This is a genomic window from Micromonospora saelicesensis, from assembly GCF_900091575.1.
Taxonomy (GTDB): domain Bacteria; phylum Actinomycetota; class Actinomycetes; order Mycobacteriales; family Micromonosporaceae; genus Micromonospora; species Micromonospora saelicesensis.
The window spans coordinates 758,546-782,263 of the sequence record NZ_FMCR01000002.1; the positions used below are offsets into that span (position 1 = coordinate 758,546).

Annotated in this window: 20 protein-coding genes; 9 read left to right on the forward strand and 11 right to left on the reverse strand. The window is 67.9% G+C overall.

Annotation, left to right across the window (positions count from 1 at the left end):
- Window positions 1–57 precede the first annotated feature (57 nt).
- Together GA0070561_RS11370 and GA0070561_RS11375 are read left to right on the forward strand one after the other, a co-directional pair.
- On the forward strand, window positions 58–552 hold the full coding sequence (locus GA0070561_RS11370) for a hypothetical protein (RefSeq protein ID WP_091399398.1): 495 nt from the start codon (window positions 58–60) through the stop codon (window positions 550–552).
- A 56-nt stretch (window positions 553–608) separates the two neighbouring features.
- The gene (locus GA0070561_RS11375) at window positions 609–2,738 is read left to right on the forward strand and encodes a HelD family protein (RefSeq protein WP_091399400.1); all 2,130 of its coding nucleotides are present in this window, start codon (window positions 609–611) and stop codon (window positions 2,736–2,738) included.
- 13 nt (window positions 2,739–2,751) lie between these two features.
- Here the strand turns inward: GA0070561_RS11375 and GA0070561_RS11380 are convergent, their stop codons facing one another.
- Both GA0070561_RS11380 and GA0070561_RS11385 read right to left on the reverse strand, forming a co-directional pair.
- Entirely contained in the window at window positions 2,752–3,198 is a 447-nt protein-coding gene (locus GA0070561_RS11380; protein ID WP_091399402.1) for a hypothetical protein, read from the reverse strand.
- Window positions 3,199–3,206: 8 nt separating this feature from the next.
- Window positions 3,207–4,139 carry a ParA family protein gene (locus tag GA0070561_RS11385; protein ID WP_208603736.1) on the reverse strand — a complete coding sequence of 311 codons (933 nt, stop codon included), beginning with the start codon at window positions 4,137–4,139 and terminating at the stop codon, window positions 3,207–3,209.
- Window positions 4,140–4,289: 150 nt separating this feature from the next.
- Here GA0070561_RS11385 and GA0070561_RS11390 point away from each other — a divergent pair, with 150 nt between their 5' ends.
- Together GA0070561_RS11390 and GA0070561_RS11395 are read left to right on the forward strand one after the other, a co-directional pair.
- Window positions 4,290–4,901 (forward strand): hypothetical protein, encoded by a 612-nt coding sequence (locus tag GA0070561_RS11390; RefSeq protein ID WP_091400184.1) that lies wholly within the window; start codon window positions 4,290–4,292, stop codon window positions 4,899–4,901.
- Between the two features lie 262 nt (window positions 4,902–5,163).
- Window positions 5,164–6,654: an SMI1/KNR4 family protein gene (locus tag GA0070561_RS11395; RefSeq protein ID WP_141710359.1), complete on the forward strand. Its 1,491-nt coding sequence runs from the start codon at window positions 5,164–5,166 to the stop codon at window positions 6,652–6,654.
- A gap of 183 nt (window positions 6,655–6,837) precedes the next feature.
- Here the strand turns inward: GA0070561_RS11395 and GA0070561_RS34185 are convergent, their stop codons facing one another.
- The 3 genes from GA0070561_RS34185 to GA0070561_RS11410 all read right to left on the reverse strand — a co-directional run bounded on the left by GA0070561_RS34185 (window position 6,838) and on the right by GA0070561_RS11410 (window position 8,314).
- Entirely contained in the window at window positions 6,838–7,668 is an 831-nt protein-coding gene (locus GA0070561_RS34185; protein ID WP_244166159.1) for a hypothetical protein, read from the reverse strand.
- Between the two features lie 95 nt (window positions 7,669–7,763).
- Entirely contained in the window at window positions 7,764–8,015 is a 252-nt protein-coding gene (locus GA0070561_RS11405; RefSeq protein ID WP_091399408.1) for a hypothetical protein, read from the reverse strand.
- Window positions 8,012–8,314 carry a DivIVA domain-containing protein gene (locus tag GA0070561_RS11410; protein ID WP_091399410.1) on the reverse strand — a complete coding sequence of 101 codons (303 nt, stop codon included), beginning with the start codon at window positions 8,312–8,314 and terminating at the stop codon, window positions 8,012–8,014. Before GA0070561_RS11410 ends, GA0070561_RS11405 begins: the two co-directional genes overlap by 4 nt.
- A gap of 230 nt (window positions 8,315–8,544) precedes the next feature.
- On the opposite strand from GA0070561_RS11410, the gene GA0070561_RS11415 reads away from it, so the two are divergent.
- Window positions 8,545–9,432, forward strand: a complete 888-nt coding sequence (locus GA0070561_RS11415; protein WP_091399413.1) for a helix-turn-helix domain-containing protein — start codon at window positions 8,545–8,547, stop codon at window positions 9,430–9,432.
- Entirely contained in the window at window positions 9,425–9,631 is a 207-nt protein-coding gene (locus GA0070561_RS11420) for a DUF397 domain-containing protein (RefSeq protein WP_091399416.1), read from the forward strand. The genes GA0070561_RS11415 and GA0070561_RS11420 overlap by 8 nt, the downstream gene beginning before the upstream one ends.
- 195 nt (window positions 9,632–9,826) lie before the next feature.
- On the opposite strand, the gene GA0070561_RS11425 is transcribed toward GA0070561_RS11420, so the two are convergent.
- The 6 genes from GA0070561_RS11425 to GA0070561_RS11450 all read right to left on the reverse strand — a co-directional run bounded on the left by GA0070561_RS11425 (window position 9,827) and on the right by GA0070561_RS11450 (window position 20,457).
- The gene (locus GA0070561_RS11425; RefSeq protein WP_208603737.1) at window positions 9,827–10,429 is read right to left on the reverse strand and encodes a hypothetical protein; all 603 of its coding nucleotides are present in this window, start codon (window positions 10,427–10,429) and stop codon (window positions 9,827–9,829) included.
- 13 nt (window positions 10,430–10,442) lie between these two features.
- On the reverse strand, window positions 10,443–12,059 hold the full coding sequence (locus GA0070561_RS11430; protein WP_091399418.1) for a serine/threonine-protein kinase: 1,617 nt from the start codon (window positions 12,057–12,059) through the stop codon (window positions 10,443–10,445).
- 21 nt (window positions 12,060–12,080) lie between these two features.
- Window positions 12,081–15,197: a type I restriction endonuclease subunit R gene (locus tag GA0070561_RS11435; RefSeq protein ID WP_091399421.1), complete on the reverse strand. Its 3,117-nt coding sequence runs from the start codon at window positions 15,195–15,197 to the stop codon at window positions 12,081–12,083.
- Window positions 15,194–16,429: a restriction endonuclease subunit S gene (locus GA0070561_RS11440; RefSeq protein WP_167362373.1), complete on the reverse strand. Its 1,236-nt coding sequence runs from the start codon at window positions 16,427–16,429 to the stop codon at window positions 15,194–15,196. Before GA0070561_RS11440 ends, GA0070561_RS11435 begins: the two co-directional genes overlap by 4 nt.
- The gene (locus tag GA0070561_RS11445; protein ID WP_091399428.1) at window positions 16,426–18,387 is read right to left on the reverse strand and encodes a type I restriction-modification system subunit M; all 1,962 of its coding nucleotides are present in this window, start codon (window positions 18,385–18,387) and stop codon (window positions 16,426–16,428) included. Before GA0070561_RS11445 ends, GA0070561_RS11440 begins: the two co-directional genes overlap by 4 nt.
- Before the next feature lie 126 nt (window positions 18,388–18,513).
- Window positions 18,514–20,457 carry an N-6 DNA methylase gene (locus GA0070561_RS11450; protein WP_091399433.1) on the reverse strand — a complete coding sequence of 648 codons (1,944 nt, stop codon included), beginning with the start codon at window positions 20,455–20,457 and terminating at the stop codon, window positions 18,514–18,516.
- Between the two features lie 184 nt (window positions 20,458–20,641).
- Here GA0070561_RS11450 and GA0070561_RS11455 point away from each other — a divergent pair, with 184 nt between their 5' ends.
- The 3 genes from GA0070561_RS11455 to GA0070561_RS11465 all read left to right on the forward strand — a co-directional run bounded on the left by GA0070561_RS11455 (window position 20,642) and on the right by GA0070561_RS11465 (window position 23,700).
- A complete protein-coding gene (locus GA0070561_RS11455) occupies window positions 20,642–21,175 on the forward strand; it encodes a DUF4352 domain-containing protein (protein ID WP_091399436.1) in 534 nt (177 codons plus the stop codon).
- A gap of 95 nt (window positions 21,176–21,270) precedes the next feature.
- Window positions 21,271–23,031 carry a DUF6119 family protein gene (locus tag GA0070561_RS11460; protein ID WP_091399439.1) on the forward strand — a complete coding sequence of 587 codons (1,761 nt, stop codon included), beginning with the start codon at window positions 21,271–21,273 and terminating at the stop codon, window positions 23,029–23,031.
- Between the two features lie 51 nt (window positions 23,032–23,082).
- Window positions 23,083–23,700: a hypothetical protein gene (locus GA0070561_RS11465; RefSeq protein ID WP_244166160.1), complete on the forward strand. Its 618-nt coding sequence runs from the start codon at window positions 23,083–23,085 to the stop codon at window positions 23,698–23,700.
- The last annotated feature ends 18 nt before the right edge of the window (window positions 23,701–23,718 follow it).

Genomic DNA, 23,718 nt, shown 5'->3' on the forward strand with positions numbered 1-23,718 from the left:
AGCGCCCCGGCCGTCCGACGATCTTGGAAGTCGTACGTCTGGGGCAGGATGTGCGCCATGACGACGCACCACCTGAACAGCCTGCGCCTGGTCTACGGCCACGCCGCGAACCACGACTGCCTCGCCTTCGTCGAGGCCGACACCGCCGCCGGGGAGGCCGCCGAGATCAGGGCGCTCGCCGCCGCCCGTACGTGGGGCGAGGCCCGGCAGGTGCAGATGACCCGCCTGTGGAACCCCGCCGACCCCGAGTCCTACGACGAGGACGACTACCCCGACGACGAGCCCTTCCGCATCGCCGAGGTGGGTGCGGTCGTGAACATGAGCTGGCCCAAGATGGTCGCGGCGCGGGCGCTCGACGTGCTGCCGGAGGATCTGCAGGACCGGTACGGCAAAGTCGTGCTCACGGTTCACGACGGTGAGTACCTCGAGATCCCGCTCGACGGCGAGGCTGAACTGGTCGCGGAGCTACGCGAGCGTGGCTACGAGGTGACCCGCGACGACGACCTCATCAACCTGCTCGACGGCCTCGGCCTCGGCTCGGTGACCGCCTGAGCAACGGCACTTCACAGGGATAGGGTGTGGCGGTTCCGCCGGAGTCAGGAGCACACGTGGGCAGCAAGTCGCCGGAGATCGCCAGCGAGCAGACCTTCTTCGACGCGGCGGCCCGACATCGGGCCCGCCGGCGGGACGGGCTGGCCGAGGTGACCGCGGCGGCGGCGCATCCCGGCGCCGCCGTGCACCTGAAGCGGTACGCCGGGAAGGCCGCCGAAGCCCTCGGCGACAACGACGAGGCGGTGGCGTTCGGCCGGATCGACGACGAGTCGGACGATGTGCTCTACATCGGCCGGCACGTCGTGCTCGACGAGCGCAGCGAGGTGCTGATCGCGAACTGGCAGGCGCCGGCGGCCGCGCCCTACTTCGAGGCGAGCCATGTCGACCCTCGGGGCCTGGTACGCAAGCGCAGCTACCAGTGCGACGGCAACACGATCCACGACTTCACCGACGTGTTCTTCGCCCAGCTCGCGGCCGCCATCGACGGGCCCGACCAGCGTCTGCTCGACGAACTGGCCAGGGCGCGTACCGGCGAGATGCGCGACATCGTGGCAACGATCCAGGCGGCCCAGTTCGAGCTGATCCGGGCGCCGATGGAGCAGGTGCTGGTGATCGAGGGCGGGCCGGGCACCGGCAAGACGGCAGTCGCCCTGCACCGCGTCTCCTGGTTGCTCTTCAACAACCCCGACCTCGCACCGGAGGACGTGCTGGTGGTCGGACCGAACCCGACCTTCATGCGCTACATCGGCCGGGTGCTGCCCGATCTGGGCGACGCCGAGGTGTTGATGCGTGACGTCGCCCGGCTGGCGCCCGACGTACGCCGCGGCCGGACCGAGCCGGCCGAGGTGAGCCGGCTCAAGGGCGAGGCACGGTTGGCCGGCCTGCTCTCCCGCGCACTGCGCAACCGGGTTGGGGTGCCCGAGCCTGCCGAACGGCTCCTGCTGGGCGCACGGTTCGTCACCGTGCCCGGAACGGAACTGGCCGAGGCGATGGCGGTGGCGAGCGCGGCGGAACTGCCGTACTCCCAGCAGCGCCGCCTGTTCTGGGACCGGGTGAACCACCTGGTCAGTGAACGCGCCGGCGTCGACGCGGCCGGGGCGCCGGCGGTGACGAATCTCGTCGAGCGGCTGTGGCCGCAGCAGTCGGCGGCGGCGTTCCTGCGCGACCTGTTCGGCTCGCGGGCGCGGCTGAGCGCCGCGGCCGGCACGGAGTTCACCGCTGAGGAGGTCCGCCAGTTGCACCGCCAGGGCGCGGACCGGCTCTCCGAGGAGGTCTGGGCCGCGGCGGACCTGCCGCTCCTCGACGAGCTGGAGCGGCTCATCGACGGTCCGGGACGCCAGTACGCGCACGTGGTGATCGACGAGGCACAGGACCTGTCGCCGATGCAGCTGCGGGCCATCGGCCGTCGCTGCGCGGGCGGCTCGCTCACCCTGGTGGGGGATCTGGCTCAGTCAACCGGCTCGTGGGCCCGTGATGACTGGGCCGAGGTGACCGATCACCTGCCTGCGGTCCATCCCGTGGTGATCGCCCCGCTGCGGTACGGCTACCGGGTACCCGCGCAGGCGTACCGGTTCGCCGCCCGGCTGCTGCCGGTGGCCGCCGCCGGCGTGACGCCTCCGGAGGTGGTGCGGACGGGTCCGGCCGAGCCCGGAATCCACCGGGTTTCGCTGACCGAGCGGGCCGGACGGGTGGTCGCCCTGGCCGCCGCTCACGCCGAGAAGGGCGCCTTCGTCGGGATCGTCTGCCCGGCACGGTGTCGCCGCGAGGTGGAGGCGGCGCTGGCTGACAACGGCGTCGGCTGGAGCAGCGCGCAGCGCGGTGAGCTCGGCGGCTCGGTCAACCTGGTGAGTCCACAGGAGGCGAAAGGGCTGGAGTTCGACGCGGTGGTCGTGGTCGAGCCGGAACAGATCGTGGCCGAGGACGATCGCGGGCACCGGCTGCTCTACGTGGCGTTGACCCGTACCACGGCATATCTGGACATCGTCTGTGTCGCCGATCCGCTGCCGCTGACCGTGCCACCGCAGCGGAGGCCACCGGCCGCGGACGAGGGTGCTGCACTGTTCACCGACCGAGCGGTCCGCCGGCTCGCCGACCATCTCGCCGGCCAGCTGCGTGGCGCGGCGCCGCGCACGTCGTGGGATGCGGTCCTTGACGAGGTACGCCGAGCGCTGGACGCGACGGACTGACCCGGCTCTGCGATCAGCCGCGGGCCGGCGCCGGCCTGCTGATCGCCGAGGAGTCGAGCCGGCGCCCGACCGTCCACTGCACGATGTCGCGCCGCACGTCGGCCTTGGTCGCCCGGCTCGGCACGGCGATGCCGAGGTTCTTGGCGAGCGCCTTGAGCTGCGGCACGGTCAGCCGCAGGTCGTCGAGGTAGCGCCCGGCGGCCGCCCGGTCGTCGATCGCGGCCAGGTCAGCGCGGACCTTCTCCGGTTCCACCGTGGGCGCCGGCGCGGCCTTCGCCGTACCCCTGCTCTTGGGCGCCGCCGACGGCCGCGCCGGCCGGTCGGACGTCGCGCCGGTCGCCGCGAGCTGCAGCCGGGCGGACCCGTCGGTCAGCGCGGCCAGTTGGTCCGCCGGAAGCGTACGGAGGAACTCCGCCACCCGCACAAGTACGGCGTGGCTCAGGTCGGCTGGGCTGGTCACGGGTGCTCCTAGTTCCGGATCCGGGCGAGAAACTCGCTGGCGAGCTGCTGCAGCTCGTACTGGACGGTGGGGTTCGCGTTCGGCAGGAGGACGGCGGGTATTCCGTGCTCGCCTGCGGGCGCGAAAAGTGTCTTGTTGTCCCGGATCATCTGCCGGAACACCGGCAGCTCGACGCTGCTGGGCTGTTCGATGAAGTTGCGCTGGGCGATGATCGGCCCGGTCCCGGCGTACTGGATCATCGTAAGAACCACACCGAGAATGGTGGGATTGATCTGCGGAACGGCGCCCGCGACCCGGTTGTAGTCCCGCACCAGTTCGGAGAGCTTCTTGCGGAGATAGTCGATGCCGAGCGTGGAGAGGTAATCCGCCTTGGCCGGGATCAGGATGTGATCGCTGGCGACGATCCCGGTGCGGGTGACCATCGTGAAGTTGGGCGGGCAATCGATCAGGATAGCGTCGTACGCCTGGAAGGCCTCTCCGTCGAGCGCGTCGGCCAGCGCTCGGTGCAGCGGCAGATAGCGCGGACTTCCGTGCTGAAACCGGGAGCCGCCCAATTGGTAGGCGAAATCCAGGTCGGCGTCGACCAGCATGAGGTGCGACGGGACCAGGTCGAGCCGGCCCGAGCCGCTGCGGGCGATCACGTCGTTCACGGCGGGCGGGGTCACCACGTACGGGTCGAGCGGCTGGGAGCCACCGTGGCCGAGCACGTCGCCGAACCACTGGAGGATGGTGCGCTCGTCGGCGAGTTCCTGCTCCCACTGGTGCGGCTGGTAGAAGGAGAACGTGAGGCTCGCCTGCGGGTCCAGGTCGATCAAGAGTACGGTGAGGCCGCGCGTCGCCAGTTCCGCCCCGATGTTCGCCGTCAACGTCGTCTTGCCCACGCCGCCCTTGTAGTTGATGACGGAGACCACGCTCCCGGGCTGACGCATGGCCAGCAGCATGCCACGTGCGCCGCCACGATTCCCACCGGAGTGGTCGGGCTCTCGCGCCGCTGCTCGCCTACGATTTACCAGTTTCGCGGCCAGTCCGGTGGGGGCTCAGGGGAACGTCGCGACAACAGTGCTCGGCGACGACAAAAAGAGATGAGCGCCATGGACGAGAAGACCTACGCGGCGATCACCGAAATGTGCGCCCGACTCGCGGGCCGGCTGTCCGACGACACCCTGGGTGCCCTGCGCGATCAGTACGCGGCGGGTGAGTGGGACTTGGCCGACGCGACACTCCTGCTCAGCCTGGCGTACGAGGTCGTCGCCATCAGCCCCGAGGAGCGGGACCTGATCCGTTCCTTCCTCGGTGACACCGACAACCCCGACCTGCTCAACGTGCCGGTCATCGCCGAGGTGCCTTCACCGCCGTACCGGTTCAGCCCGACCGGCCCCGCGAACGCCCCCGACCCGACCCGGGCGGACACTCTCCTGTCCACCGAAGCCCCGCGTCGACGGGGTCACAGCCTGCATCGCGCCTGGCGGGACCCCTTCGACGGCGCACCCGACGGGGCGACGTGGGTGTACGTACTGCGGGTGGCCGACGGCACGGACGAACTCAAGATGCACTCGGGCCTGACCTCCAAGCTGTGGACCTCCCTGCGGGAGAAGTGGCAACTGGAGGTCGTCGCCGACAGCTCACCGCTGACGCCGTACCAGGCCGCCGCACTGACCGCCGCACACCCGGTTCGGGCAGCCCGATCCAAAGGTCGAGGGTGAGTGGGCCGGCGGCAGCTTCGGAAGTGCAGGATCTCACGGTGTTTGCGGCCTGACCCACCGGGCCGCGGCGTCCGAGCCCGACCAGCTTGAAGCGGCGCTCGCACACCTGCCACGGCAACAGCGGGGTGTACGCGGTGTCCAGCCGTCTATGGACGGGGTCAAATGCGGGAGGCCGGTTCGCTAGGGTGGGCGTGATCATGGGGAGGGACGGTTGTCCTGGCCGGATGGTGGACCGTGGGTAGTTGCCGCTACCTCGACGAGCGTGAGCTGGGAAGTGGCTGCGGCAGCCATTTCCGCGGCGTCGACGGTGCGAGTGGCGGTACTTCATATCGCCGAACGCAGGCATGACGACAGCGCCCCTCGTCGGCTGCTGAGCGACAACCTCGCCACGTACGTCGAGGTGCATGCCGGTGGTGTCGACGCGCCGCGCTCCGACGACCTCGTCGGAATCACCCAAGCCCTGGCACGGACCCATGGCCTGATCCTGGTGGGCGCAGCCCACGGGCTCCTCGTTCCGCTGGGCCGCGGCGGCTGGACCCTCGCGGATCTGGCCTGGGCGCTGCGGGCGCCCGTCGTCGTGGTGACCGACTCCGGACCAGACTCGACCAATCACACCACGCTTGCCCTCGACGCTCTCACCAGCCGTGGCCTCTCCGCCTCCGTGGTCGCCATCGGCGACGGCGGTGACCTCACCGAGTTGCCGGTCGGGCTGGCGGGTCGAATTCCCGCCGGCGCGGTTGACCAGCCTGAGCTGTTTCGAACGGAGGCGGCTAACTGGCTAGACCCGGTACTGAAGGCGACCGGGGGTAGGGCGGTGGCTGGCGACGATTCGCCCTCCGGACCTGCCGCCGCCATGCCGGGGTCCAATGACGCAGTGCCGGCGGCGCGGCGTGACCAGGACGCGCCACCCTCGACGGTCATCGGGAAGCGGCTGCTGATCGTCCTGCTCGCGGTCTTCCTGCTGTTGGTGTTGCTGCTCTGCGCCGTCACCACCTTCGGATCGGATCGCGCAAGCGTCAACGACGCGGGGGTGTCCGTCGACTCGGGACCGGTGCCGTCCGTACGCCAACCAGTTCCGTCCTACCGCACTGTCCCCGACACGGGCCATGCGAAGGCGCCGTCCCGACCGTCTGCCGCCGCGGTCTGCCCGCAGCACGCCGGAACCCTGGTCGCCGCCGAGCCCGACGCTGCGACCACCGCCCGGGTCAACGCTGCCTGGAAACGCATCGAAAAATGGTTAGCGGCGCACGCGCCCCGCACGCGCGCCTCGCTGCGGCCGGCCGCGCCACCGGAGCGGATCGCCGCACTACAGGCGCGGATGTCTGTCCCGTTCCCGCCTGATCTGGTGGCGTCGCTGCGGCGGCATGACGGGGTCGCGGCGGTGGACAGCTTTGATCTGCCACCGTTCTATCGACCGCTGCCACTAGACCAGATCGTGGCCGACTGGGAGGTCAACTGTTCCGTCTTGGCGGGCGGACCGCAGGACGATGACTGGTGGCACCGGGCCTTCGTGCCGTTTGCCACGGCGAGCGATGGTGGTTGTCTGCTGGTCGACCAGCGTCCGGGTGGACACGGCAGGGTGGGCGAGTTCTATCCAGAGGATGGCACCGGCTTCGACCGTTGGCCGGCGTCGATCGCAGAGCTCTTGGAGGGCGCAGCGCGGTCGTTGGAGACCGGCAATGCCTACATGCAGCGATACCGTCCGGCCGTGAAAGCTGGCCAGTTGGAGTGGACCATCGAGGCACCGCGATAACGCCGTCACCGGCGCGGACCTTCCCGCACAGCTCAGCGCCCCGCCCCCTCGGTCTCCCTCGAGGTCGGTTTCGTACTCCGTGACGGCTCCAGCCTGGGCTCGCCGGCCAGCTGAGCCGTCCTCACGCCCGAGCATCGGCAGAGATCGCCGCGCCGGGCACGAACCGCATCCCCTGGCTCGTTTCTACCGGCGGCGCTTGTTCAGACTCGGAAGGCCACCGGACACGGTTCGCACACTGCCGTCCGGGTTACTCCGGCCCGGCTTCTGTAGGGCCTCTGCCACTCGCCTCCCGGCGAGGTCGGAGGCGCTCAGGTTAACGATGACCCGGTCTCGCCGCCGCCAGCTCCGCAGCAGAGCCTGAGCTTGCTGGCTGTCTGCGGCGCCCGTCAACGCACGAATCGCCGGCATCGCCCGGCACGGGTCAGCGAGCAGGAGATGGGCGACGTCGGCTGGGGTCAGATTGCGTGGCGAGGCGTTGCCGGCCGACACGAGTGACCCATGGATCTCCCCATTCTCAAGCCACAGCCAGACCGGCCTCCTGCCATCACCGGCCCGCATCACCGGGGTTGTCGACGGGGTGCTCGGCGTGGTGGAAGCCGGCCTGGCCGAAAGGTGGGCTCGTAGGGCAGCCGCCATCTGCGCCCGCCGCCGCGACAGGGCCGCAACGTCGGCCGCCGGGCGCGACAGGGCCACCTGACCCGACGATGCTTCCCCACGGAGCTGCGGCGGCCTCATCAGGGCGGCTCGCCGTTCCTCCATGAACCAGCTGGCGAACGTCCACTGCTCCCGCGTGAAACTGACCGGAATGGCCTCGGTCAGGTCCGGTGCCGACGTGTCCTGAACGGAGAGTTGCGCGTACCGCTTCGCCTGGTCGAATGCGGTGAACGACCCGATATCGAGGATCGCGGCCAGCGGTATCCGCCTGACGTGGGCCTTCGGCCACGGCAGCAATCGCCAACGCCGGAGGACAAGGTGCTCCTCCTCGAACCTGGCGTCCCAACGCCGAACGACCATCCCCGCCACCTCCCGTGCTGCGCACGCTAGCCGCCTGATGATCATCACCGCACTCGGCGCAACAGGCAGTTGAGATGCCGGATCGTCTGGTTGTGTCAACGGCGCAGGCGACGGGAGCAGCCGCCGTCGTGGCCGTCGCGCAGGAGGCAGCGCCGGCCGCCGGGTAGCCGCAGGTCGCAGAAGACCCGGTGGCGCACGAGCTGATGGTCCTCCTCGGAGACGGTGGTCTCCCCCGGGTCCGCCATCGGCAGCACCAGCATCCAGCGACCGATGACCCGGGCCAGGCGTTGCGCGGCGGCCAGGTCGGTAGCGACGACGGGCAGGTGGATGACGTACCGCTGACTCATCGGGCCTGGTCCCGCTCGTTGCGGGCGCGGGCCTGATCGGTCTGCCAGCGACGCAGGCCGGCCTTGATCCGGGCCGTCTCGAGGCGGCTCTCGGCGAGAGCGGCGTAGACGGCGGCCATGTCAACGGCGACCCGATCGAGGAAGGCGTACACGTCGTCGGGGTTCAGGCCGCGACGTCCGAACCCGACCGGCGGAAAGCGGCGCTCACGCACCTGCCACGGCAGCAGACTGGTGTACGCGGCGGAGCGGTAGGTCGCACCGCCACTCGCCATCCCTGGTCGCTGGTTCTTGGCGTTCATGTCTGCCTGCCTTCCTGATGCGGAGGGGCGAGGGGGTTCGGGATGCACGGCGGCCGGTCGGGGGGACCGGACGGCCGCCGTGCTGTGATCAGCCTGCGACAGTCCGCAGTGGAAACGCAACGTTCTAAACCGCAATTTCGCCGTTGTGCATTGACTTTCTTTGCTGAAACCCGTAGGAGTTGCAGGAGCAGGTCACGCAGCGTTGCGCTATGGAACCAGGGAGTGTGCGGATGCCCGACGACATCGGATCGACAGTGCCTCGCCGGCAACTCGGCCGGCTGCTACGGCAGTTCCGCAACGAGGCCGGGGTGACGCTCGACGCCGCCGCCGAAGCCCTCGAATACAGCCGGCAGAAGATCTGGCGCCTCGAATGCGGCCAGGGCTCGGTCCGGGTGCTCGACGTCAAGGCGATGTGCGAGCTGTACGGGGTGTCGCCGGAGATGACCGAGGCGATGCGCGGGCTGGCCGCCGAGACGAAGTCGAAAGGCTGGTGGCACGCGTACGGGGATGCGGTGCCGAACTGGTTCGAGCTGTACGTGGGGCTGGAATCCGCCGCCGCCCACTTGCGCGAGTACGGCGAGAACCTCATCCCCGGGCTGCTACAGACCCGCGCCTACGCATTGGGTTTGTTCCGACCCACAAGCCGGCTGAGCATCGAGGAGCGCGAGCGGGCTGTCGAGGTGCGGCTGAAGCGTCAGAGTCTGCTCACTCGTCGGCTTCCACAGCCGCCGCACCTGGACGCCATCCTCTCCGAAGCGGTGCTGCGCCGTGTTGTGGGCGGCCCTACGGTGATGACTGGGCAGCTTGCTCGCCTGCTCGAAGCATCGGAGCTGCCGAACGTCTCGGTTCGCATCGCGCCACTCGCGGCAGGGCCACATCCCGGTGCAGTCGCAGGCTCCTTTGTTCTCCTGGACTTCCCGGCCACGAAGGGCGGCCGGGCCGTCCCGGAACCGTCGGTCGTCTACAGCGAGTCGCTGACCGGGGCGCTCTACCTCGACAAGCCGGACGAGCTGCGGGCCTATGAAGACGTCTGGAAGGGTCTGGATTCACTCGCACTCGATCAGGCAGACTCAAGAGACATGATCAAGCAGATCATCGGGGAGATGCGGCATGACTGACCTGACCGGCGCCATCTGGCGCAAGAGCACCCGCAGCGGTGACAACGGCGGCAACTGCGTCGAGGTCGCCACCAACATCCCCGGCATCGTCGCCGTACGCGACTCCAAGAACATCGGGGGAGCGGCACTCCGCTTCGATCGATGCGCCTGGCTACTATTCACAGCCGCTGTCAAGTCTGCTGCTCGCCCCGGTACCTGAGGGCAACACCGCGCTCCCGTCGCGCTGCCTGCTGCCGAACGGTGCCTGCGATGTTCATCGTCATTGACGATGACCTACCTGAACCGGCTCGTCTTTGGGTGCCAGCTTCCGCTGACGAGCAAGCGGGCCGGCCCGCCGGACTCGAAGTCAAAGGACCGCGCGCACGGCCACGCGCCAAGCTGGGTCGTGTCCAGCCTATCGTGGCACCCGGATCCCGACACCCAGCCAGCGGAACTGCCCGTTCACGCCTTCGAGCCGGGTGTAGTCATTCCAGGCAAGCGTGTACCGGCCGATGAGATTCCGCTCGTTGTCCATGTAGTAACTGCCCTCGGTTCCCCATCGCAGAGTGCCCGTCAGGGTGCGCCCTTCGTGGATTCGGAAGTGCTGATCGCGTGTGAGCCGAGGACGGCTGGGCGGGGCCCACAATGGCTGGTGGTTGGTCAATATAATCGCGAAGCCGTTGGTCAGGGTGGGGTCGGCGGCACAGAGTCCTTCAAGCCGCGCGACATCGAAGATGAAGTTGCGTCGGGCCAGATCGTCGGCCGCGTGTTCCCGCAGACGGAACTGCTCCCCGATCACCGGGTCTGTGCCGTCCCACCGTGAGGTGAAGTATTTGAACTCGATGGCCGTGCGACCCTGCGGTCCGCAGCACAGCAGGTCGACGCGCTCTCCCCCGGCTTGCCGGACTTCCAACCGGACCTCTGTCGACGGCTGCATGCTGTGCAGCGTCCAGGCGAAGGCATGCTGGAAGTCGGCCTCCGAATGAAAGACAGCGCGCCGGCCGATCAGCTCAGCCATGACCGTGGCCACCTCAGTCTCGCCTGCGATCAACATCATCGCTCGCCGCCTTTCCATTGCCGCTGTTTCGTAACAGATCGGGTCCACGCCTGATCTGAGCAATCCGCCTGTCCAGCGTGCTGACGTGGACGGAGTCCGGCCCATACTCGGCGACGAGGACTGGCCGGAGCGCCTCGAGGTGCTGAAGACCCTCGCTCGTGCGGCCGACGGCGGGCAGCATCATGCCGAGGCGGTAGGTGGCGTCCCGGTGCAGGGGGTCGTACGGCTCGGCGAGGACGAGGAACTCGGTGAGCTGCTTGACGGCCTCGTCGATGTTGCCGATCTCGGCGTGACTGACGCCCGAGTAGTAGTAGAGAACGGTCAGGTCGTCCCCACCGTCGACCTTCGGGAGGATCTCGTCGAGGACGGCCGCCACCCGGCTGAACTCGTCGGCGAACCACAGCGTCGAGGCCAGAGCCACCTGCATCTCCAGCTTCAACGCCGGTTCAGCGGACGCCCGCCCCACCGCCTCGTCCAGTAGATCGATCGCCTGTTGGAACTGCGAATCCTGGACCAGGTCGCCGACCCGTTGCTGGATCTCGATCGCCTCGTCAATGCTCAGCGGCGCCGAGGTCGCCGACGTCGGCTTCGGGGCGGGGGCGGCTCCACGCTGCCGTGGCGCGGGTGCGAGTGGGCGGAGGAAGGGACGGCGCGGGTCACGGTTGCCGCCGGGTCCAGCGTGACCGGGCTGGGCGGCGATCGGTAGCAGCGTTTCGTAGACGTCCTCTGCTGTGGGACGGTCCGCGGGCCGCTTCGCCAGCATTCGCGCAATCAGGTTTTCAAGGTCGGAAGGCACGTCAGCGCGCCACGCCCGCGCCCACGGTGCCGGGGTGTTGACGTGGTGATCTTGATAGGAGCGACTAGTCGTCTCCACGAATGGCACCCGTCCGGTGAGTGCCTCGTACAGCACGCAACCCAACGCGTAGACGTCGCTCGCCGGCCCAACCGGGTTGCCCAGAGCCTGTTCCGGCGGCATGTACGGCGGGCTGCCGACGGTCAGGCCGACCTGGGTGAGCCGCGGCAGGGCACTGGCGCCGCGCAGGATGGCCACCCCGAAGTCGAGAACCTTGACCACTCCCCCGTCAGTGACCATGAGGTTCGAGGGCTTGATGTCGCGGTGGACGACGTCAACTCGGTGGACGTCGACGAGGGTGGCCGCCACCTGGGCTGTGATTGCGGCGGCCCAGGTGATCGGCCACGGGTCGGCGCCATAGTTCCGGGAGGCGATTAGATCCTCGAGAGTCTGCCCATACACCAGCTGCATGACCAGGTAGATGCGGCCGGTCGAATCCTCAACGCCGAAGTCGTACACGGCGGGGATGCCGGGGAGTTCGAGGCGGGCCGTCGTGCGGATCTCCCGTAGGAACCGCTCCCGGTCGGCCTCCGCCGCCTCATTGAACGCCGCGCGCTCCGCGCTGCCGAAGGTCGCCGCAGGGCCGGGCGTGTTCCGCATCAGCTTGATCGCCACGCGGCGGTCCAGGTGCCGGTCGTAGCCGCTCCAGACGGCACCCATGCCGCCGGTGCCGATCGGCGCGTCGACGCGGTACCGGTCCGCGAAGACCCACTCCTCAGCCGGTATCACGTCGCTCACCGCGCGCGTTCCCCCGCTTCGTCACTCGCCGCTGGTCGCTGTCGCACGCTTCTCGTTCGCCCCGGAGACCTGACTGCGAAGCTTGCGCAGGGCTTCGGCGCGAGACGGGCTCAGGATCAGCCCGTACGCCCGACGCCGGGCCTCCGCCTTGACGGCGGCCTGAAACTCCGGGTTGTCGAAGTACCGGCCGACGAAGGTGGTGTTGCGATCATGGTTGCGGGCCACGATGTTGTCCAGCTCTGGGTCGGCCACCTGACCGAACCGTTCGATGTCGTTGTTGAGCGCAACCTGTTGCATCTTCTCGTCCTCAGCCAGTGAGATGATCTGCTGCACGAGCAGGATCTGGTCGGACGAGCTGAGGTCGTAGCCGAAGCGCTCGTTGAGCTCCTCGATCACCTCGCTGAGCGGCTTCTCCTCGACCTGGCGGGCGGCGCCGCCGTCGGGCGAGAAGCCGGGGATGAGGTGCGCGCCGGACGGTTGCAGTGACAGGTCCTCCTCAGCGCGCTTGCGGATGCGCAGGTGGCTCAGCGTGGCCGCACCGATGTCGACGCCCGCACCCGGCTCGGAGGGTAGCCGTCGGAGCAGGAAACGGCTGTAGAGGTAGAGCCGTTCCAGATCCTCGTCGGCGTACCCGACGACCTGGGCCAGGAAGCCGTACGCCCGGACGTAGTCGCTCACCGACGAGCGGAACTCCTCTGCGCGGTCCCGGTCGTCCTTGGCGAGTTGGGTGAACCGGTCGACCGCCGGCTCAAGGAACCGGTAGAGCGCGGCGTGCGCCTTCTCCAGTTGCCCGTCGGTCGTTGAGGACTGCTCGGCGGCGAGCAAGGCTTCGGTGAAGGCGTCCATCTCCGACTCGACCAGCAGTTGAAAGTCCATCACCTCGCGCTGCTTGTCGTAGAGCAGGTTCGGGTCGGTCGGCTCGGTGATGGTGGTCTCGAAGTACGGCTTGAACCACTTCTGGATGTCTTCGGCCTTGTTGGCGAAGTCGAGCACGAAGACGTCGTCCTGCGTCTTGTCCGGGTGGGTGCGGTTCAGGCGGGAGAGGGTCTGGACGGCTGCCACGCTGGCGAGCGGCTTGTCGACGTACATCGCCGCGAGCAGCGGCTGGTCGAAGCCCGTCTGGTATTTCTCGGCGACGACCAGGATGCGATATTCGGTCTGGTTGCGGGCTATGGCCTGAGGATCGCCGACCTTCGTGTACGCGAACGCGTCCGGCAGGGCCGCCTCCGAGAACCCGTTGAGCTTCGACTCGGAGTAGTCGATGCCGTCGAGGGTGAGCGTGCCGGAGAACGCCACGATCGGCGTGCAGTCGGTGACACCACGCTTGTCGAGGTACTTGCGCATCGCCTGGTAGAGCCGCAGCGCGTGCTCACGGGAGCGGGTCACCACCATCGCCTTGGCCCGCTCGCCGATGCGCTCGCTGACCTCGGTGCGGAAGTGATCGATGATGATCTGCGCTCGTTGGTCCTGCGACTCGGGGTGCAGCTCGGCGGCCCGTACCAGCTTGGCCTTTGCCTTTTTCGGGTCGACCTCGGGGTCGGCGGCTTCCACGGCCTCGACCGCCGCGCTGGCCAGCCGCCACCGCGCCTCGTACGTGATGTAGTTGCGCAGCACGTCGAGGATGAAGCCCTCCTCGATGGCCTGGCGCATCGAGTAGACGTGGAACGGCTCCATCTGGCCGGTCCCGGGGTTGCGGGTGCCGAACAGCTCAAGCGTCTTCTGCTTCGGCGTCGCGGTGAAAGCGAAGTAGGACAGGTTGGCGTGTTTACCCCGGGCCAGGGCGGAGGCGGTCAGCAGGTCGCCGTCGGCGTCGATGTCGTCCGAGCCGAGCCGACCGAGCGCCTTCTTCAACGCGTTCGCCGACTCCCCCGACTGCGACGAGTGCGCCTCGTCGATGATGACCGCGTACCGGCGCTGGCCCAGTTTGGCGACCTTGTCCAGCACGAACGGGAACTTCTGCAAGGTCGTGATGATGACGCGGGCGGCCGACCCGGTGAGGGCGTCGGCGAGTTGCTGGGAATCTTCGTCGATCTTCTTGACGACGCCGGCCACGTGGTCGAACTGGTAGATCGTGTCCTGCAACTGCCGGTCCAGCACCACCCGGTCGGTGATGACGATGGCCTTCTCGAAGACCGGTTGGTTGTCCGCGTCGTGCAGGGTGGACAGTCGGTGCGCCAGCCAGGCGATGGTGTTCGACTTACCCGAACCAGCCGAATGCTCGACCAGGTAGTTGTGACCCGCCCCATGCTGGGAGGCGTGCTCGACCATCCGCCGCACCGCGTGCCACTGGTGGTAGCGCGGGAAGATCAACGGGCTGGCGTGCGGGGCCGCCTTGCCCTTCCTCGGCACCTCGACGTGCACGAACCGTTGCAGCAGTTCTAGGAAGTTGTCCCGCTGCCACACCTGCCGCCACAGGTAGGACGTCTGGTAGCCGTCGGCGGGCGCGGGCGGGTTTCCCGCACCGCCGGACACCCCAGGTCCGTTCGAACCCACGTTGAAGGGCAAGAACCGGGTCTGTTCCCCGGCAAGCCGCGTCGTCAGGAACACCAGGTGCGGGTCAACGGCGAAGTGCACGAGAGTACGCCGCGCGAATATCAGCTCCTTGGCATCGCGATCCTTGCGGTACTGGCGCTTCGCGTCCTCGACGTCCTGCCCGGTCAGCGTGTTCTTCAACTCCGCCGTGGCGATCGGGATGCCGTTGACGAACAGGCCCAGGTCCAACTCGTCGGCCGTCTTCGCCGAGTAGCGCAACTGCCGAACTACGGTGAGCCGGTTCGCCTGGTACTCGTCGAGCGCGCCGACGGCGAGGGTGTGGCCAGGCCGGAAGTAGCAGAGCTGGATGGTGACGCCCCGGTCCTTCACCCCACTCCGGAGCACGTCGAGCGCGCCCCGCTTGTCGATCTCGGCCGCGACACGCTTCGCGAACTCCCGCTGGGCGGTGGCCAGGTCGCCGTAGGCGGTGATGAGCCGATCGAACTCCTTCTTCTGAGTCGCCCCGATGAAGGTGTCCAGCTCACCGGTGTCGAGGCCGAGGTCGGGGCGGTATCCGTTGGACAGCCCTCGGTGCCAGCCGTTCCCGAGGAGTTCAGCCTCGATCGTCTCCTCGAACGCCTGCTCCTTGTAGACGTGCGCGCTCACGACAGGTCCGCCCTCCTCGCGGTCGTGACATCGAGCTGCCCAGTCACGGCAGCCGTGATTAGTGCCTGCTTCCGCTCCGCCAGCACCGACACCTGCCCGGTGATCAACCGCTGCAGTTCTTCGATGGCCGACAAGTCGTGCTGCAGTTCAACCACAGACCGCTCCTGCACATCGAGTGGAGCTGCTGGCACAACACAGCCCTTCACAACTGCCGTTGGGAGGTTGTTGGCCATACCCTCGGCTCCGGATATGCCTAGCTTGATGCGCTCACGATTAGCATGGGAACGCAGCATGAATGCCAGGAACTCGGCTGAGCCCCGTCGAGCATCAACTCGAAGGCGATAGACCTTGTCACAAAGAAGCATTTTGCCAACATGATCCGGAACGACAGCGACACTACCAATCAGCTCCACAGAGCCGCTTGCCCTCGACATGAGAAGGTCGCCGGAACGCAATCGATACTGGATACGGGGCATAACGTCGGCGGGGAGCGTTTTGTGTTGCTCTTCATTGAATCTGCCACCGTTGACACACCCAGCCTTGATGACCCCCCACTCGTTCGGGCCAGCAAGCCGCTCCTCACATTGAGGTGACCAACCTTGCTCAATTCCCGACATCACGTAACGCAACTCTATGGCTCCGAACCGCGATATCAGGTGTTCGGATAGCTCTGAAACTGCGCTCCGCTTTCGAGCTTCAAGCAGCCCGACCTGCCCGATCTTCAAGTCAATGAGGCGGTCGATGCGGGCGGTTTCGGCGTCGAGAAAGTCGGCGATCCGCTGCTGCTCCTCAAGCGGAGGAAGGTGCACCTCCACGCCAGCGAGGCCTTCAGCAGAAAGTTCGAGAAAAGTTGTCCCCTGACCCCGCCGGCTCAACTCATCCGCGGATGAAGTTAGATGATGATACAGGAATCGGGCATCAACCTGATCGGTAGGGACAAGGCCCCTGCACCCCTGGTTAAACGCCATGGGAGCGGACGTGATGGCCACATAGCCAATCGGAGCGCGGGTAGATACAAGTATGGAATTTGCCGGGATGATGCGAGAACCGGAGGCAACACCAGCCGCCGTCAAAGTTCTTTGAGTGGCAGATATTCTTCCTCGGGCCGCACCAATGTCGACCGGGGTTGCCCACGGAAAGTCTCCACCCCAATTGGACTCGTCTGGCGTTGGCGTTCCACCGTTAACTACACGGGAAACACGACGAAGCGCCACCTTCGACCAGTCAGTCACGAAGTCACCTCGCTCAGCAGCGCCTGAATCTGGGATTCGAGTTCCCGTAGCTCCGCGTCGATTTCGGCCAGCGGCCTCGGTGGCTTGTAGACGAAGAAGTGGCGAGTGAACGGGATCTCGTACCCGATCTTCGTTTTACTCTCGTCGATCCACGCCTCGGGGACGTGCGGGCGCACCTCGCGCTCGAAATACTCGTGGACGTCTTCCACGAGCGGCACGTTCTCGTAGTCGCGCAAGTCCGAGTCCGGGACGACCTCACCCTTGACCTTCTGCACTTCACCGTCCGGGTCACTGAGGGAGATGGTGTCCATGATGGCCTTGGCGGTGGCGCCCGTCGGCCACAGCACGCCACCAGCGACGGCGGCCGCGTGCAGCGCGTCCTTGGCTTCGGCCTTGGTCCGCCAGACCGTACCGAGCAGCGGCTTGAAGGCGCCGATCAGCTCGTCGCGGTGCGCGTACCGGAAGAGAGGCTTGCTCTCCGCGAGCGCGGCGAGGGTCTCCTCGGTGATCTCGAAACGAAGCTTGAGCGGCCGCTCGACGGCGATCCGCTGGTAGCCGAAGTCCGTGGTCTGGAAGACCTTGACCTTGCCCTGGTCGGGGTGCGCCTCGTCCTCGGCGATGCTGAGGGCCTGGCCGTAGAGGCGGGTGATGTTCGCGACCTGCTCTCCGGAGATCATCTTGCGCTTGTCACCGAGGCTCTTGCGCATCTTGATCCACTGGTCCCGGGCGTCGAGCAGGATAACCTTGCGCTTGAGGTTCTCCGCCTTCCGGTTGGAGAGGATCCAGAAGTATGTGGAGATGCCGGTGTTGTAGAAGAGCTGGTCGGGCAGGCCAACGACGCCCTCAAGCAGGTCGTTCTCCAGGATCCAGCGGCGGATGTTCGACTCGCCGGACTCGGCGGCACCGGTGAACAGTGGTGAGCCGTTGAAGACGATGGCGATGCGGGAGCCGCCCTTCTCCGGCGGCTCCATCTTGGAGATCATGTGCTGGAGGAAGAGGAACGAGCCGTCGTTGATGCGCGGCAGGCCAGCACCGAACCGGCCCGCGTGCCCGAGCGTGGCCTCGGCGTCAACCTCGTCCTTGACCTTCTTCCACTCCACCCCGAAGGGCGGGTTGGCCAACAGGTAGTCGAACCGTTGGCCCTCGTGGCCGTCGTCGCTGAACGAGTTGCCCAGGTGGATGTTCGACGGGTCCTGGCCCTTGAGCATCATGTCCGAGCGGCAAATCGCGTACGACTCGGCGTTCAACTCCTGGCCGAAGAGGCGCACCGTCGCCCTCGGGTTGAGCGAGGTGATGACCTCCTCCGCAGCCGAGAGCATGCCGCCGGTGCCGCAGGCAGGGTCCAGGACGTTGATCACCGGCGCTCCGGTCAGATGCCCGCTGTCCGGGCCGATGAGCAGGTTCACCATGAGTTTGATGACCTCGCGTGGCGTGAAGTGCTCACCGGCGGTCTCGTTGGAGGCATCCGCGAAGCGCCGGATCAGCTCCTCGAAGACGTAGCCCATCTGGTGGTTGTCGACCCGCTCCAGGCTGAGGTCGATGTCGCGGAACTTCTGCACCACGGGATAGAGCAGCTTGGCCGACTGCAGGCGGGCGATCTGGGTGTGGAACTCGTACTTGTCGACGATCTCGCGAGCGTTCGGCGAGAAGCCGTTGATGTAGTCGGTGAGGTTCTTCGCCACGTCCGGGGCGGACGCGCCGATAGTCTCGAAGCTCTGCTTGGACGTGTTGTAGAACGGCAGGCCGGCCGCTAGCCGGAGCAGCTGGTCCTTGTTGGTGAGCTTTAGCGAGGCGTCGCGGTCCCACACCGCCTTGCGGGTCGGCGCCATGACACAGTCCAGGCGGCGCAGCACGGTCAGCGGAAGGATCACCTTGCCGTACTCCGACTGCTTGTAGTCACCGCGCAGCAGGTCGGCGACTGACCAGATGAAGCCGGCCAGGCTCTGGTGGGTACTCACGTCAACAGCTCACTTTCACAACTCGTCGGGGGCGGAACCGCCCCGGGTCCCAGCAGAATTCAGTCACGTGGGGGTCTCACCGTAGTCGCGTCACCGCGAATGGTGACAGCCCAAGATCGGTCACGCTTACTCCTCGTCCGGTGGACGTAGCGCTCCGCCGGTCAGGCCGATACCGAGGGCGTCTGCCGCCTCGTCGGCGAGCCGGCTCTGCATAGCGGCCGTGTCGCGCAATTCCTGCACCTGGCGGAACGCCCGCCCGTACCGTTGCTGGTCCGGCAGCGTCATGACCGGCACCTGCAACCGGCGGACGTCGACCCGCACGATGGTGCTTCCGGTGGCGGCCGCGTTGACGTTCTCCTCCGCGCTGAGGAACCCGGCGAGGAACCACGCGTCCAGGCGCTGCGGGTCGGGGCGCAGCAGGAGATGCTGGCGGCCCAGCGTTCGACCGTCGTCCGCGGCAGCGGCGACGCGGGCGCGGTAGGGCCGGGCGAACAACTCCGGCAGGATGACATCCCCCGCACGGATCTCGACGTCTGCGTCGACGGTGGCAGCTCGACCAGCGGGTACCGCGCGCAGCAGCGTCAGCGCTCCGCCTCTGAGCAGGTCCGCGACAGCCGTCGTACGCCAGGTTTGCGGCTGTTTGCCGGCGGCGGTCCACCGTTCGCTCCGCTCCGTCACGCCAATCAGCGCGTCCGCCGCATGTCGCAGCTCGACGTGCATCCGCCGCACCTGGCGTAGGTGATCCGCGGGCCGGATCGCCACCGTCACCGACTGAACGTGCCGGGCCGGAGCGAGGTCGGTCGGCCCGGCGAGCAGATCGACGACCGGCACCGCCCGCGCCACCGAGGGCACAGCTTCGAACACCCCGCCGTCGTACGCCGACCAGGCACTGAGCGCGGCGTCGCGGACGGACTCCCAGCCCTGTCGGCCTGGCCCGGCTGCATCGACGAAGAGCACGGTGTCGGGCGCCGTCTGAGCTCCGTCATCGGGTCGCGTCAGGACCCACAGGTTCAGACCGATGTGCGGGGGTGGCGCGGCGCCGGCCGGCAGCGCGATGACCGCTCGGAGAGCCCCGCTCTTCACCAGCTCGGCTCGGATGCGGCGACCGGAGGCGCGCTCGGCGGCAGCGGGAGGCATCAGCAGGACTGCCCGACCGCCGGGTGCGAGGTGGGCGAGACAGTGTTGGACCCAGGCCAGCTCGGGCTCACCCTTCGGTGGCAGGCCGTAGACCCAGCGCGGATCGTATGCCAGGACCTCCTGCCCCCAGTCGCGGTTGCCGTATGGCGGGTTACACAGCACTGCGCCGACCCCCAGGTCTGGGAAAGCGTCGTCGCGCAGGCTGTCGCCACCGCGGATGTCGGCGCGGACGTCGCCGTGTTGCAGACCGAGCCGTGTCGCGGCCTGCGCCGCCTGAGCAGGCAGCAGATCCTGCCCGTACAGCCGGCGGGCCCCGCGACGGGCAGCTGCGGCCAGCAGTCCGCCGACTCCGCAGGCCGGGTCGTACACGTCGGAGGGGAAGCGGGCATCGGCACCGGACAGCAGATCGGCCATGAGATCCGCCACCTCCACCGGCGTCCGGTACGTGCCGGTCGTGGTCGAATCGTCGGTGCCCCGCTCGCCGAGAAGATCGGCGGCGACCAGCGCCCCGTCTACGCGCACGCACCGCAGCAGCGCCCGCAGGACCGGGGCCTCGTCGCCACCGTACGTCACCGCGTCGCCCGTGAGGTCAGTGGCACGCCGGATCAGATCCCTGTCGGGCAGGTCTAGAACCCTGTCGACGTTCGCAGGGTCGAGCCGTTGCGCGGCGAGCACCAGCGGCAGCAGCCGGGTCGGCTCCGCCTTCTCCGGGCGCTCTCGCAGGGCCGCTCGCAAGTCCTCCGCCGGTGTTTCGGCCGGCAACTGGCCTCGCGCGTCGAGCCAGGACCGGACCGCCTCCAGGTCGTACGCCGGGCTCGTCTCGGTCCCGCCGGAGGGTGAGGGGAAGTCGGCGTGGCGGCGGCGCCAGTTACTGACAGTCGCCCGGCTAACGCCGGCCATGCGGGAGATCTCCGCAGCGGTGACCTGTGACATGCCTGCTCCTCATTGACAACCTGCCAGGGCAACCTTAGGGCAGCGAACGGTTGATGGCAACATGACGGTTGACAGTGTTTTCACGCGATGCTTTACTTTCGCTGCTTTCGCAGCGCTGACTGCGGCTCAAGCAATCCCCCTGCGGCGTCGCTGAACGCCGTCACCCCCCAGCTCAGGAGAAATCATGCGTAAGACCACGACCATCGCTCTGCTCGCCACCGCTGTCGTCGCCCTCGGCTGCGGCGCTGGCTCGACCGACAACACGAGCAGCTCTAGCAACGACGCGGGCGGCACCAAGAGCGAGGACAAGCCGGCGAAGGTTGCCAAGGTCGGCGAGCCGGCCCGCGACGGCAAGTTCGAGTTCACGGTCAAGTCGTCCAAGTGTGGCGTGGCCAAGATCGGCACCGACGTGATCGGCGCGAAGGCGCAGGGCCAGTTCTGCCTGGTCACGGTCAACGTGAAGAACATCGGCAAGGAAGCGCAGATGTTCGACGGCAGCAGCCAGAAGGCGTACGCGGCCGACGGCACCGAGTACTCCGCCGACACCGGAGCCGCCATCTACGCCAACAAGAACGCCGAGACGTTCCTCAACGACATCAACCCCGGCAACCAGGTCAACGGCGTCGTGGTCTTCGACATCCCGAAGAACGTCAAGCTCACCAAGCTCGAGCTGCACGACTCGATGTTCTCCGGCGGCGTCACCGTCGCCCTGAGCTGACCGCTCGCGCCGAGGGCGGGACCCGCGAAGCCCGCCCTCGGCGCACCCCTCCCCCGCACCACCGCCACCCCGATTCTCAACGCGAGGAGATCGACGTGCGCCGTGCGAGCCAGCCGACCACGACCAGACCGACCAACCGTCGTGTCGTCCGCAAGGACGTCACCCGTCCGCCCTACGAAGCGCCTACCCTCTTCGACCTCGACCTGCCCGAGAGGCCGGAGGGCACCTATCTGACGTCGGTCTACCAGCTGGAACGGGTGACGCCGACCGTCGAGGGTCTGCATGAGGCGGTGAACCACCGGTACGTGCGACAGCACGATTTCATGGTCGAGGAGCGCCTGGTCGCCGGCGCGCCGGCGCTGCTGGTGCACGGGACGGTGCCGCGCGAGCGGGCCGACTGGTGCGATGTGCTCGCCTCGTTGACCGGGGAGACGATCGACCTGGGTTTCAGCAGTGGCGGTGCCGCGCTGCTCGTCGCGGTCGACGACCACGTCTACGCACTCGCCTACGGCACCGTCGGCCGCCACATGGTCGACCTGGACCTGGCCAACCCGGGCTTCGGGATCGGCTTCGCGGTGCGCTCGCTCGCCCCCGACGAGATCAAGCAGGTACGCCGGCGGGTGTTCGGCACCACCGGCCGGGTCGACCGCAACATGGTCCCGGGCGGCCAGCACATCCGGATGTACGGCATCGACAAGTGGGGCGAGATCGTCGGGCAGGTCTGCGGGCCGACGCTCAACCCGAACCTGACCGTCTGCCGGTCCACCGGCAAGGCCACCCCGGTCGAGGGCAGCGACACCCTGCGCATCCACCTCGGTGTCGAACCCGCGAGCCTGCTCGCCGACCTGCGGGAGATCGACCGGGTCTACAGGCAGGAAGCACCCTTCGCTGACCTGGAGTTCATCACCCAGATCCGACCGGTGCCGGCCCGGGATCCCCGGCTGGCGATGGTAGAAGAGCAGTTGGATCGGCTGCTCAGGTTGCCGGATCCTGTGGAGGTCGGACTGGCCGTACCGGGCCGGGTCTTCAGCGAGATCGAGCGGATCCGGTCGTACAAGCTTCGGGTGCCGAAGTCCGGCCTCGCTCCGGCGCGTCTGCCGGAGCTCACGGTGGCGGACGTGCTCGCGCAGACCGAGGGCGTCCCGGACGGCGAGCGGTGGGCGTCGCTCTGCAACGGACGCGTCACCCTCTACGCGGATGCAGCCGGCGCGGAGGAGATTGGCTCGACGGCCGCCTCGCGGTGGATCACCGCGCAGCTCGCGCACGGTGAGAGTCAGCTCCTGCTGCACGAGGGCGGCTGGTACGAGATCGGCGACCAGCACCGCGCGTTCCTCCGCGACGAGATCAAGCAGATCCTGGCCAGGCCGGCCAGCATCGCACTCCCGGCCTGGACCACCGACCTCGCGGACGAGGAGCAGTACAACGTCCACGCTGCGCGGGTCTGCGGTCTGACCCTCCTGGACCGGCGGCTGCTGCGGACGAGCCAGCACAACCGCGGTATCGAGGCCTGCGACCTGCTCGGACCCGACGACGAGCTGATCCATGTCAAGCGGGCCAAGGGCAGCTCGGCGTTGAGCCACCTCTTCGCACAGGGCGAGGTGTCGGTCGACGCCCTGCGGTACGAGGCCGACGCCCGCACCGCGCTGGCCGAGATGGTCCGTCAGCAGCCGTCGGCGCGCGTCATCGACCCCGGCTTCCGGCCCCGCAAAGTCATCTACGCGATCGCCCTCGGCTCCGGCAAGCCGCTCACCGTGAAGTCGCTCTTCACCTTCGCCCAGGTCGCGCTTTACCGGGCGATGAAGTCGCTGCGCAACGAGGGCGTCGAGGTCGAGGTCGTCGGCATCCCGTCCGCCTGATCCGTTCACGACATCAGCTCCACAGCTTCCCGCTCAACAGAGGAGAGAACCATGACCGAGCCCCACCACCAGCCGGACCCTTCGGCTGAGCCCCCGGCCCAGCCCGAGACCGTGGGCGCAACGAGCCCGCAGCCCGTCATTCGCAAGAGGTCCCAGGTCCGGTGGGTCATCGTCGGCGCTGCCGTTCTGGTGCTGCTGCTCTGCTTCGGCGGCTGCGGCGTGCTGCTGGCGACGACGAACGGTGAGGAGTCGCCCGACCAGGGCAAGCCCGCCCCCACCGCCGCATCCCAGTCGCGCCCCAGCACGTCCGCCCCGACCAGTGCTTCGGCGCCGACCACCGCGCCCGCGACGACGCCGCCGCCCGCACCCGTCTACGACACCCCGACGAAGGGCGACTTCAAGCTCAAGGTCAAGACCCTGCGGAAGCAGTGCTTCGGCAGCGCCGGCTGCAACATCACCTACCGGATTGACGTCACCTACACCGGCGATGGCCTCGACCCGTCCAGCACCTACGAGGTGACGTACGAGGTCAAGGGTGCCGAGGACCCGGTCATCAACACCTTCGAGGTGACCGGGGACTCCGCCTCCGTCCAGCAGGAGGAGAGGGCCAGCACGAAGCGCTCCGGCGACAAGCTGACCGCCGTCGTGACCGACGTGTCGGAGCTGTGAGAACGCAATGAGCTTGTC